We start from the raw sequence: 11478 nt of genomic DNA on the forward strand, positions 1-11478 counted from the left end.
GCTCGGAGAGGATGCCCTCACCCAGGTGATCGCCGACGCACCGGCGTGATGGCATCGGAAACAAGAAAACCCCCGCTCAGCGGGGGTTTCGATCTTGCTGGGGTACCTGGACTCGAACCAAGAACAACTGAACCAGAATCAGCCGTGTTGCCAATTACACCATACCCCAAGGCGTTTCCGCCGAAGCGGTGCCGAGGAATGAGTCTACGTCACCCCGGCACCTGCTCCAAACCGGGGCGCTACCCGCGCGCGTCGGAGCGATGCTCGACCAGCGCTCCGAGCCGCCGGATGGTCTCGGACTTGCCGAGGAGCTCCATCGACTCGAAGAGCGGCGGCGACACGCGGCGGCCGCTGAGTGCGACGCGCAGCGGACCGTACGCGACGCGCGGCTTGAGGCCCAGCCCGCCCTCCTCCACCGGAGTGATGAGGGCGCCCGCGAGGGCGTCCTGAACGGCCGCGGCCGAGAAGTCCGTCTCGGGCACCACTTCGAGCGCACCCACCGACGCCACGAGCACCTCGTTCGCGTTGGCCGGCAGCGACGCGAGGGCGTCGTCCTGGTACGAGACGTCGTCCGAGAACAGGAAGCCCAGAAGGCCCGGCGCGTCGCCCAGCAGCTGCATGCGCTCCTGCACGAGCGGCGCCGCCGCCGCGAGCATCGCCTGCTGCGCGGCCGTCGGCGGCTCGGACACGATGCCGGCGGCCGAGAGGTACGGCACCAGACGTGCGGCGAAGTCCTCGGGCTGCAGCATCCGGATGTGGTCGCCGTTGATCGACTCGGCCTTCTTCTGGTCGAAGCGGGCCGGGTTCGGGTTCACGTCGACGATGTCGAAGGCGGCGACGAGCTCCTCGAGCGAGAACACGTCGCGGTCGGGGCCGATCGACCAGCCGAGCAGCGCGAGGTAGTTGAGCAGGCCCTCGTGGATGAAGCCCTTGTCGCGCTGCAGGAAGAGGTCCGCCTTCGGGTCGCGCTTCGAGAGCTTCTTGTTGCCCTCTTCGCCCAGCACGAGCGGCATGTGCGCGAAGCGCGGGATGAAGGTCGTGACGCCGGCATCCACCAGCGCACCGTAGAGCGCGAGCTGACGCGCCGTCGACGGCATGAGGTCCTCGCCGCGGATGACGTGCGTGATCCCCATGAGCGCGTCGTCGACGGGGTTCACGAACGGGTACAGCGGCACGCCGCCGGCACGCACCAGCACGAAGTCGGGGAACGAGCCGGCGGGGAAGGTCACCTCGCCGCGGATCAGGTCGACGTACGTGAGGTCCTCGTCGGGCACGCGCAGGCGCCATGCGGGCTCACGGCCCTCCGCGCGGAAGGCGGCCTTCTGCTCGTCGGTCAAGTAGCGGTCGAAGTTGTCGTAGCCGAGCTGCTTCGCGCGCCCGTTCGCCTCGTTGCGGGCGTCGATCTCTTCGGCGGTCGAGTAGCTCTCGTACACGGCGCCCGCCACGATGAGCTTGTCGAGCACCTCACGGTAGATGTCGTGACGCTGCGACTGGCGGTAGGGCGCGTGGGGCCCGCCGACCTCGACGCCTTCGTCCCAGTCGATCCTCAGCCAGCGCAGCGCATCGAGCAGCTGCTGGTAGCTCTCTTCACTGTCGCGCGCCGCGTCGGTGTCTTCGATGCGGAACACGAGCTTGCCGCCGTTGTGGCGGGCGTACGCCCAGTTGAACAGCACCGTGCGGATGAGTCCGACGTGCGGGAGGCCGGTCGGCGACGGGCAGAAGCGGACGCGGACGTCGGCGCCGGTGGCGGTCGTGGTGCGGGGGTCAGGCGAAGAAGACATCGCCGTCAAGTCTAGTTCGCGGATGCCTCGCCGCCGGGGGCGGCCGCAGGACCGGCGACGAGCCGCGCCAGGGCCGAGAGCGTCGCCCGCACGGCGGGAACGCGATCGGCGCCGCGCGCGGTGACGGTGTGGATCGTGCGCTGCTCCCCCGCCGGCAGCGGCACGATCGCCAGACCCGGCAGCTGCGGGAACGACTCGACCGCCATGCGCGGCAGGGTGGCGACGCCGATGCCCTGCGCGACGAGGCCTTCGACGGCGACGAAGTTGTCGGTCTCGAACGCGATCCGCGGCGCGAAGCCGGCCCGTCCGCACAGCTCCAGCAGGTGCCCGCGGCAGCGGGGGCACCCTGCGATCCAGGAGTCGTCGGCGAGCGATGCGACGTCGACCGACGCGGCCCTGGCACCCGGGTGTCCCTTCGGCAGCACGGCGAGCATCTCGTCGACGCCGATCGACCGCACGTCGAGCCCGCGCGCGCTCGTCCCGTGCGGGTCGTCCCGGTCGCCCGGGTAGCTGAAGGTGAGCGCGATGTCGGTGCGGTCCTCGCGGACCGCGTCGACCGCTTCGGGCGGCTCGGCCTCGACGTAGGTGAGCGAGATGCCGGGATGCCGCACGGCCAGATCTGCCAGCAGCCGGGGCACGATCGTCGGCGAGGCCGACGGGAAGGCCATGAGCCGCACGCGTGCGGCGCGGAGCCCCTGGAGCTCGGCGAGCTCGCCGGCGGCCGCGTCCAGCGCGGTCGTGACCGCCGGCGCGTGCCGTGCGAGGATGCGGCCGGCGTCGGTGAGACGCACGCTGCGGCCGACGCGCTCGACGATGGCGACGCCGAGACGCTGTTCGAGGCGCTTGAGCTGCTGGCTGACGGCGGGCTGGCTGTAGCCGAGCTCGAGGGCGGCGCCGGTGATCGAGCCGGCGTCGGCGACGGCCTTCACGAGACGCAGCTCCCGCGCATCGAAGCCCGGGTCGTCGTCGAACACGTCCGTCATACGCTGAGCATAAGCTTCTGTTATGGGTTTCATGGAATACCTGCCATAGACGTGAGCAATCAGCCTCCCTCAGGCTGGTCCCATGTCCGCACTCGCCGTCTCATCCCCCGTGATCCGCGCCGCGCAGCGTGAGTTCCCGGGCGGGCGCGACTACCTCGCGGCCTGCACTGCCGGGCTGCCGAGCCGCGCCACACGCGAGGCGGTCCTCGCCGACCTCGACGCGTCCGCCGCCGGCCGCCCGGATCTCACGGCGTACTGCGCCGCCGTCGAGCGCTCGCGCGCGCTGTTCGGAGCCCTCGTCGGCGTCGGAGCCGAACGCATCGCCATCGGTTCGCAGACGTCCGTCGCCGCGGGCCTCATCGCCGCGTCGCTCCCCGACGGCGCGGAGGTCCTCGTCCCCGAAGGCGAGTTCTCGTCGATGGTGCTGCCCTTCGTGCACGCCGGACGCGGCATCCGTGTCCGCACCGCGCCGTTGGCCGAGCTCGCCGCGCACGTGTCGGCCGAGACGGCGCTCGTCGCGTTCTCGGTCGTGCAATCGGCGACCGGAGAGGTCGCGGATGCCGCGGCCGTCGTCGCCGCCGCGGCCCGGCACGACGCGCTCACGCTGTGCGATGCCACGCAGGCCGTCGGGTGGCTCCCGGTCGCGGCATCCGACTACGACGCCGTCGTCTGCCATGCCTACAAGTGGCTGTGCGCGCCCCGCGGCGTCGCATTCCTCGCGCTCTCGGAGCGTATGGCGGCCCGCATGACGCCGATCCACGCCGGCTGGTACGCGGGCGACGACCCCTGGTCGTCGTGCTACGGCGGCGAGGTGGATCTCGCCACCGACGCGCGACGGTTCGACGTGTCGCCGGCCTGGCAGGCGTTCGTCGGCGCGGCGCCCGCGCTCGAGTTGTTCGCCGCGATCGACGCGGCCGAGCTGCATGCCCACGCCACCGGTCTGGCCGCCGCCTTCCGGGCGGGCCTCGGGCTGCCGGCACCGGAGCGCGCCTCGGCGATCGTCACGTGGGACGACCCCGGGGGCTGCGATCTCGCCCGGCTCACCGCCGCGGGCATCACCGCCTCCGGCCGGGCCGGACGCGCACGTGTCGCCTTCCACGTCTTCAACGACGCCGACGACGTCGATCTGGCGCTCGCCGCGCTCGGCCGCTGAGCCGCCGGCACCGGCACCGGACTGCGTAGACTGCTGACGCGGGTCAGCCGGCCCTCGCTCCGACGGAGGCCTCATGACCCCCCACACCGACCGCACGGTGCTGCGCGGCGGCGTCGTGATCGATGGAACAGGCGGCCCGCGGCGCGACGCGGATGTCGAGATCGCGGGGGGTCTGATCGGCGCCGTCGGCGAGGTCGAGGCGCTCCCGGGAGACACCGTCGTCGATTGCCACGGCCGGTTCGTCATGCCGGGGTTCATCGACGCGCACGCGCACGTCGACGGTCTGATCTTCGATCCGGCCGTTCAGCTCGCGCTGCTGCGCCAGGGCGTCACCACCGTCGTCGGCGGGCAGGACGGCGTGTCGTACGCACCCGGCGACGGCGTGTGGGCGTCCCGCTACTTCGCCGCCATCAACGGCGCCCACCCGACGTACGCGGGCGGTGGGGTGGCCGAGCTCCTCGCGTCGTACGATCACGCGACGCCTCTCAACGTCGGCTATCTGGTGCCGGCGGGCACGGTGCGCCACGAGGTGATGGGGATGCGGACCGGACGCGCGGATGCCGCCCAGCTGGCCGAGATGCAGCGGCTCGTCGCCGAGGGGCTCGACGCCGGCGCACTGGGGCTGTCGACCGGGCTCGACTACGTGCCGGGGATCTTCGCCGACGCCGACGAGCTCGCGGCGCTGTGCGCGCCGGTGGCGGCTGCCGGCGGGGTGTACGTCACCCACATGCGCGGCGGGTACGAGACGAACACGGCGGCGGGTCTTCGCGAGGTCGTCGCCATCTGCACCGACGCGGGGGTGCGCGGCCACGTGTCGCACCTGCATGTGGATGCCGCGGACGCCGAGCGGCTGCTGGCCGAGGCCGCGGCATCCGGAGCAGATCTCTCGTTCGACATGTACCCGTACACACGGGGCTGCACGCTGGTGTCGATGGCCGTGCTGCCGCCCGAGTACAGCGCGCTCGACGTCGATGCCGCCATCGCACGCCTCGCCGACCCCGCCGAGCGGGCGCGGCTGCGCGCCGAGTGGTTCCCCCTCGTCGCCGACAAGCCGAGCCTCGGACCGGAGTGGCCGTCGATGATCCGCGTCGGACACACGCCGGCGGCCGACTGGGCCTGGGCGCCGGGCCTGACCCTCGCCGAGATCGCACAGCGACGCGGCACCGACGTGGTCGATGCCACGCTCGACCTGCTCGTCGCCGGGCGCCTCGAGGTGAACGCGGTGATGGCTGTGCGCGACGAACGCCCCGTCGAGAACCTCGCCCGGCTGTTCGCCCACGACGCGCACACCGGCGGGTCGGACGGGATCTTCGTCGGCGCCGTGCCGCACCCGCGCGCGGCCGGCTCGTTCGCACGTTTCCTCGGCACGTACGTCGGGCGCTCGTTCGACTGGGAGCGCGCAGCGGTGCACCTCGCCGCACGTACGGCCGAGCGCTTCGGCCTCACGGACCGCGGCGTCATCCGGCCGGGCGCCGCCGCCGACCTCGCCGTCGTCGACCCTTCGGACGCGATGGATGCCGCCACCTACGACGATCCGCGCGCCCTCGCCCGCGGCATCGACGACGTGTTCGTCGGCGGCGCCCACGTGCTCCGCGGCGGCGCGCTGACCGGCGCCCGCCCGGGGCGCGGGCTGCGGCATCCGCACGTCTCCACGGCCTCTACGAAAGGAACACCATGACCAAGGAAGCCGTCCTGATCCAGAACGCCCCCAAGCCGGCGGGTCCGTACAGCCACGGCGTCGCCGCCGCCGGCCTGCTCTTCACGGCGGGCTTCGGACCGCAGGATCCCGCCACCGGCGAGGTCGTCCCCGGCGGTGTGTACGAACAGACGCAGCAGGTGCTGCGCAACGTCCGCAGCGTGCTCGAGGCCAAGGGCGCCTCGTTCGACGACGTCGTCAAGGTGACCGCGCACCTGCAGCACCTGAAGCGCGACTTCGCCGAGTACAACCGGGCGTACGCCGAGTTCTTCGCCGAGCCCTACCCGGTGCGCACCACCGTGGGCTCCGACCTGTACGACATCCTCGTCGAGATCGACGTCGTCGCGGTCCTTCCGGAGGCGTGATGTCGATCGAGCGCGTCCTCGGCGCGGACGACAAGGGGCTCCCGGCGGATGCGGCCGGCCTCACCGTCACGGAGTTCCTCGCCCGCGAGCCCCGGCTCGCCGACCTGTGGACGCCGCTGCTCGTCCTCGACCAGGGCGCGCTCGACGACAACATCGCGTTCCTCGCCGGCTGGGTCGCCGCCCGCGGCCTCGAGCTCATGCCCCACGGCAAGACCACGATGGCGCCGCAGCTGTGGCGACGGCAGATGGATGCGGGCGCCACGGGCATCACGGTGGCCACGCCGTGGCAGCTGCGGGTGGCGGTGGATGCCGGCATCCCGGCCGTGATGCTCGCGAACCAGCTCGCGCAGCCCGAGGCGATCCGGTGGGCATCCGAGGCGGCCGCCGGCACACGCATCTGGAGCTGGGTCGACGACCCGGCGGCGATCGACGGCATCGAGCGCGCGCTGGGCGCTGCGCCGTCGCGGCCGCTCGAGGTACTCGTCGACCTCGGTCGGCCCGGCGGCCGCACCGGTGTCAGATCCGTGGCGGCGGCTGTCGCGCTGGCCGAGCGGATCGCCGCGTCGCCCGCGGTGCGCCTGGCCGGCGTCGCCGGGTACGAGGGCGCCGTCGCGCACGGGCGCGGCGCCGAGGGGCTCGAAGCGGCCCGCGCGTTCGTCGACGAGATCCTCGCGGCCCACGATGCGTTCGCCCCCCTGTACGACGACGGCGACGTGCTCGTGACCGCCGGCGGCAGCGCCTACCCCGATGTGGTGGGCACCGCCTTCGCCGCGGCCGCCCAGAGTGATCGCGCGCGCTTCGTGCTGCGCTCGGGCGCCTACATCGTGCACGACCACGGCTACTACCGGCAGAACTCCCCGTTCGAGGGCGCCGGCCTGCGCCCGGCCGCCCGCGGGATCGCCCGGGTCGTGTCGCGCCCCGAACCCGGACTCGCGCTGATCGACGGCGGCAAGCGCGACTTCCCGTACGACGAGGGACTGCCGGTGCCGCTGTACGCGTTGACGTCCGGCGGCGAGCGGATGCCGCTTCCCGGCGCCGAGCTGAGCAAGCTGAACGACCAGCACGGGTTCCTTCGCCTGCCGGCGGAGACCCCTCTCACGATCGGCGACACGGTCGTGCTCGGGCTGTCGCATCCGTGCACCATGTTCGACAAGTGGCGCCTCGTGCCCGTCGTCGACACGCTCGACGACAGCACGTTCGACCCCTCGACGGCCGTGGTCACCGACCTCGTCGAGACCCTGTTCTGACGCGGCGGTTCAGCCGGGTCGGCCCGACACGAGCACCGCGCGGTGCGGCACCGTCACCCGCCCGTCGGCGCCGGCCCGCTCGCTGGTGACGCGGTCGTACGCCTGTGCCATGCGCGCGCGGGTGGCCGCATCCTGCGCGCGGTAGATGCAGCCGACCGTCGCCACCCCGCCCTCGACCCCGGCCCACAGCTCGGCCGGATCGAACGCGTAGTCCCACGCGACGATCTCTGCGCGCACGCCGTCGAGACCGCCCTCGCGCAGCATCGCCGCGACGCCGTCCGCGTCGCGGCCGAAGTCCTTCTCGGCGGGCAGCGTCCTGTCGGCCGGCCGGTCCAGCCCGACCGCATCGAGCATGGCGTCCCACATCGGCCGCAGCGGGCTCGTGACGCCGTACCAGATGGTCGCGACGACCACGCCGTCCGGCTTGGCGACGCGCGCGAGCTCCCTCGCCGATTCCCGCGCGTCGGGCACATGGTTCAGCACGAAGTTCGCGGTGACGGCATCCGCGGCATCGGCATCGATCCCGAGCCGCGGCAGCCTGCCGAGGCTGAACGACAGCCCCGGGTGCAGCCGGCGGGCGGCGGCGAGCATCGACTCCTCGGCGTCGACGCCCGCGGCGTCCCACCCTCGGGCTGCGGCCGCCGCCGCCACCGTGCCCGGGCCCGTGCCGACGTCGAGGAGGACTCGACCCGTCGTCCGTGCGGCCGCCTCGTCGAGCAGGGCGTCGACCGCGCCCGCGCACAGCGCCGCGAACGATGCCGCGTACGCGTCGCCGACGTCGGACCAGTCAGCCATCGGCGCGGGCTCCCCACGCGGCGGGGCGCCGTGACGCCCGCCAGCCGAGCGGTGCCATGAGAACCGACGCCACGACGAGCACCATCACCACCAGCGCAAGGCCGCCGTACCCGATCCAGCCCAGCAGCGCGCCTGCGGCGATCGCGCCCGCACCGCCCACGATGCTCATGGTGAAGTCGCTGATGCCCTGGCGCTTCGTGCGCAGCTCCTCGGACGAGGACTCGACGAGCAGGGTCGCGCCGGCCACGGTCGACGCGCTCCAGCCCAGCCCGAGCAGGACGAGCGCGACGGTCACCGCGAACGTCGAATCCTTGCCGAACGACGCGGTCAGCAGCGCGGCGGCCAGGAGCGCCTGCCCGACGAGGATCGTTGGCACCCGCCCGACGCGGTCGGAGAGGATGCCGAAGACCGGCGAGAGCGCGTACATGCCCGCGATGTGGAGGCTGATCGTCAAGCCGATGATCGACAGCGTCGCGGCCTCGGACTCGGTGTGCGTCAGGTGCGCGAGGTGCACGGGCGTCATCGCCATGATCGACACCATCGTTCCGTGCGCGGCCGCCACCGCGAAGATCGCGTACCGCGCCGCGACGGGTCGGTCGGCCCGTGCGATCGCCCGGCCTGTCGCCGGGGCCGCCGCGATCACCTGCTGCGCGAGCAGCAGCGGATCGGGGCGCATGAAGACGGCGTAGAGCACGATCGCGAGGGCCTGGGCGACGATGGTGAACAGGTACGGCCCGGTCAGCGCGGGCATGCCGAGCTCGTCGCCCAGCACCTCCCCCGGGCCGACGAGGTTCGGGCCGAGCACCGCGCCGATCGTCGTCGCCCACACCACGATCGACAGGTCGCGGCCGCGGGAGGCATCCGTCGCCAGGTCCGCCGCAGCGAACCGCGACTGCAGGTTGGCCGCCTGGCCCGCTCCGACGATGGCGAAGCCGACCAGCAGCAGCGGGAACGCCCGCATCGCGACCGCGAGGATCACGATCGCGACACCCGCCAGCGCCACCGCCATACCCGTCGTGAGCGACAGCCGGCGCCCGCGGCGGCGGGCGATGGCGGCCAGCGGCACGGCCGTGAGGGCGGTGCCGAGGGTGATGGATGCCGCAGCCAGCCCCGACAGGGAGTCGTTGCCCGACAGCTCGGCGGCGAGCACCGCGCCGAGCGACAGGGTCGCGCCGAACGCGAGTCCGCCGAGTACCTGGCCGAGCGACAGCACCCACACGGTGCGCCGCTGGATGCGGGCGATGTCGTCCGCTGCCGGGGCCGGGGCGACCTCGGGCTTCGGGTCGGGAGTCACGTGTCGCCCGCCGTGACGTCAGGCGTCACGAGCGCCGCGGTCCGCATCTCGCGCGGAGTTGCGCAGCGTTCCGAGCCCGGTGATCTCGACCTCGACGGTGTCGCCGGCGACGATCTGCCCGACGCCCGCCGGGGTGCCCGTGAGGATGACGTCGCCCGGGAGCAGCGTGAACGCGGCGGACGCGAACGCGATGACCTCGGCGAGGGAGAAGATCATGTCGCTGATCGGCCCCTGCTGGCGCACCTCGCCGTTCAGGCGCGTCGTGATCACCGCGTCGCCGGCGGGGTCGAAGTCGGTCTCGATCGCCGGCCCGAGCGGGCAGGACGTGTCGAAGCCCTTGGCGCGGGCCCACTGTCCGTCCGACTTCTGCCAGTCCCGCGCAGTGAGGTCGTTCGCGATCGTGTAGCCGAAGACGTACTCGAGGGCGCGGTCGGCCGGCACGTTCTTGGCGATGCGGCCGATGACCGCTGCGAGCTCGCCCTCGAAGCTGATGAAATCGGAGCCCGCCGGCAGGACGACCGCGTCGCCGGGGCCGACGACCGAGGTGTTCGGCTTGAAGAACAGCATCGGGGCCGCGGGCACGTCGTTGCCGAGCTCGGCCGCGTGGTCCCGGTAGTTCCGCCCGACTGCGACGACCTTCGATCGTGGGATGACCGGTGCGAGCAGGGCCACGTCGGCCAGCGGCACGCGCTCCCCCGTCGTGTCGTAGCCGGCGAACATCGGGTCTCCGGCGAGGACGACCAGCTCGCCCTCGTCGACGATCCCGTACCTGATGGCGTCGTTGTGACTGAAGCGCGCGATCCTCACGCACTCACCCTAGCCGTCCCCTCAGACGCACGAAGCCCCCGCGGGCGTCCGCGGGGGCTTCGTCGAGTCGGGTCGTCAGCCGTCGAGGCGGACCATCCAGCCGTGACGGTCCGCGACACGGCCGTACTGGATGCCGGTGAGCTCCTCACGCAGCGACAGGGCGAGCTCCGACGAGGCCTCTCCCTCGTGCACGATCTCGTAGTCGTCGGCGACGAGCTTGCCGATCGGCACGACGACGGCCGCCGTGCCGCAGGCGAACGCGCCGATGATCGAGCCGTCCGCCGCGCCTTCGCGCCACTCGTCGATCGTCACCTTGCGCTGCTCGACGGTGAGGCCGCGGTCCTGCGCGAGCTGCAGGATCGAGGCGAGCGTGATGCCCTCCAGGATCGAGTCGGACTCGGGCGTGATGAGCCGGCCGTCGTTCGTCACGAGCACGAGGTTCATGCCGCCGAGCTCTTCGATGTAGTCGCCGTCGAGGAAGAGCACCTGCTGGCAGCCCTTCTCGTACGCCTCCGCCTGGGGCAGCAGGCTCGACGCGTAGTTGCCGCCGGTCTTGGCAGCGCCCGTGCCGCCGTGGCCGGCACGCGCGTAGCGCGTCGACAGCGCGATGTTGACCGGCTGCACGCCGCCCGTGAAGTACGCGCCGGCAGGGCTGGCGATGAGGTAGTACGCGACCTTCTTCGCCGCGCGGACGCCGAGGAAGGCCTCCTTGGCGAACATGAACGGACGCAGGTACAGGCTCGTCTCGGGAGCCGTCGGAACCCAGGCGCCGTCGACGGCGATGAGCTCGCGCAGCGACTCGAGGAAGTACTCCGCGGGCAGCTCCGGCAGTGCGAGGCGCCGCGCCGAGCGCTGCAGGCGAGCTGCGTTGCGGTCGGGGCGGAAGGTCCAGATCGAGCCGTCGGCGTGACGGTAGGCCTTCATCCCCTCGAAGATCTCCTGCGCGTAGTGCAGGACGGCAGCCGCGGGGTCGAGCTGGAAGGGGCCGTACGGCTTGACCTGCGCGTCAGCCCAGCCGCCGTCGGCCGTCCACGTCGCGACGACCATGTGGTCGGTGAAGGTCTTGCCGAAGCCGGGGTCGACGAGGATCTCGGCGATCCGCTCGGAAGGCGTGGCGTCCTCTCGGCGCGTGACCTCGAACGTCAGGGCCTCAGCCTTCGCGGCATCGGTGGACATGGCACTACCTCCAGAGCGATCAGCGGTGATTCGACGTCAGGCTATCGCCCACATCGTGAGACGCAGAAGTAACCCCACCCGCCCCAGCCGGGCGTATGCCGTCCGGTTGGCGCGTGCGTGCCGCCGGCAGTGCCGCGCCGCTCCGTGGGCGTATGCCGTCCGGCCGGCCCGGCACGTCGGG

Annotated in this window: 10 protein-coding genes and 1 tRNA gene; 4 read left to right on the top strand and 7 right to left on the bottom strand. The window is 72.5% G+C overall.

The features are described from left to right. Positions 1–97: 97 nt before the first annotated feature. The 3 genes from ACTHNQ_RS18450 to ACTHNQ_RS18460 form a co-directional block, all read right to left on the bottom strand. Positions 98–169, bottom strand: a tRNA-Gln gene (locus ACTHNQ_RS18450). Between the two features lie 70 nt (positions 170–239). After that, on the bottom strand, positions 240–1781 hold the full coding sequence (gene gltX, locus ACTHNQ_RS18455; RefSeq protein ID WP_440335403.1) for a glutamate--tRNA ligase: 1542 nt from the start codon (positions 1779–1781) through the stop codon (positions 240–242). Positions 1782–1792: 11 nt separating this feature from the next. Further along, a complete protein-coding gene (locus tag ACTHNQ_RS18460) occupies positions 1793–2764 on the bottom strand; it encodes a LysR family transcriptional regulator (protein WP_440335404.1) in 972 nt (323 codons plus the stop codon). Positions 2765–2846: 82 nt separating this feature from the next. Between ACTHNQ_RS18460 and ACTHNQ_RS18465 the strand changes: the two genes are divergently transcribed. The 4 genes from ACTHNQ_RS18465 (at position 2847) to ACTHNQ_RS18480 (ending at position 7225) form a co-directional block, all read left to right on the top strand. After that, a complete protein-coding gene (locus ACTHNQ_RS18465; RefSeq protein ID WP_440335405.1) occupies positions 2847–3917 on the top strand; it encodes an aminotransferase class V-fold PLP-dependent enzyme in 1071 nt (356 codons plus the stop codon). 73 nt (positions 3918–3990) lie between these two features. Continuing rightward, the gene (locus ACTHNQ_RS18470) at positions 3991–5595 is read left to right on the top strand and encodes an N-acyl-D-amino-acid deacylase family protein (protein WP_440335406.1); all 1605 of its coding nucleotides are present in this window, start codon (positions 3991–3993) and stop codon (positions 5593–5595) included. Next, a complete protein-coding gene (locus ACTHNQ_RS18475) occupies positions 5592–5978 on the top strand; it encodes a RidA family protein (RefSeq protein ID WP_440335407.1) in 387 nt (128 codons plus the stop codon). The genes ACTHNQ_RS18470 and ACTHNQ_RS18475 overlap by 4 nt, the downstream gene beginning before the upstream one ends. Then, positions 5978–7225, top strand: a complete 1248-nt coding sequence (locus tag ACTHNQ_RS18480; protein ID WP_440335408.1) for an alanine racemase — start codon at positions 5978–5980, stop codon at positions 7223–7225. Before ACTHNQ_RS18475 ends, ACTHNQ_RS18480 begins: the two co-directional genes overlap by 1 nt. Positions 7226–7234: 9 nt before the next feature. Here the strand turns inward: ACTHNQ_RS18480 and ACTHNQ_RS18485 are convergent, their stop codons facing one another. From ACTHNQ_RS18485 to ACTHNQ_RS18500, 4 genes are all read right to left on the bottom strand, one after another. Next, positions 7235–8020, bottom strand: a complete 786-nt coding sequence (locus ACTHNQ_RS18485; RefSeq protein ID WP_440335409.1) for a class I SAM-dependent methyltransferase — start codon at positions 8018–8020, stop codon at positions 7235–7237. Beyond that, positions 8013–9314: an MFS transporter gene (locus tag ACTHNQ_RS18490; RefSeq protein WP_440335410.1), complete on the bottom strand. Its 1302-nt coding sequence runs from the start codon at positions 9312–9314 to the stop codon at positions 8013–8015. The genes ACTHNQ_RS18485 and ACTHNQ_RS18490 overlap by 8 nt, the downstream gene beginning before the upstream one ends. A gap of 18 nt (positions 9315–9332) precedes the next feature. Continuing rightward, positions 9333–10121: a fumarylacetoacetate hydrolase family protein gene (locus ACTHNQ_RS18495; RefSeq protein ID WP_440335411.1), complete on the bottom strand. Its 789-nt coding sequence runs from the start codon at positions 10119–10121 to the stop codon at positions 9333–9335. Positions 10122–10196: 75 nt separating this feature from the next. After that, positions 10197–11297 carry a branched-chain amino acid aminotransferase gene (locus ACTHNQ_RS18500; RefSeq protein WP_440335412.1) on the bottom strand — a complete coding sequence of 367 codons (1101 nt, stop codon included), beginning with the start codon at positions 11295–11297 and terminating at the stop codon, positions 10197–10199. Between the last annotated feature and the right edge of the window lie 181 nt (positions 11298–11478).

The sequence above is a fragment of the Microbacterium sp. genome (genome assembly GCF_051953575.1).
Lineage (GTDB): Bacteria > Actinomycetota > Actinomycetes > Actinomycetales > Microbacteriaceae > Microbacterium.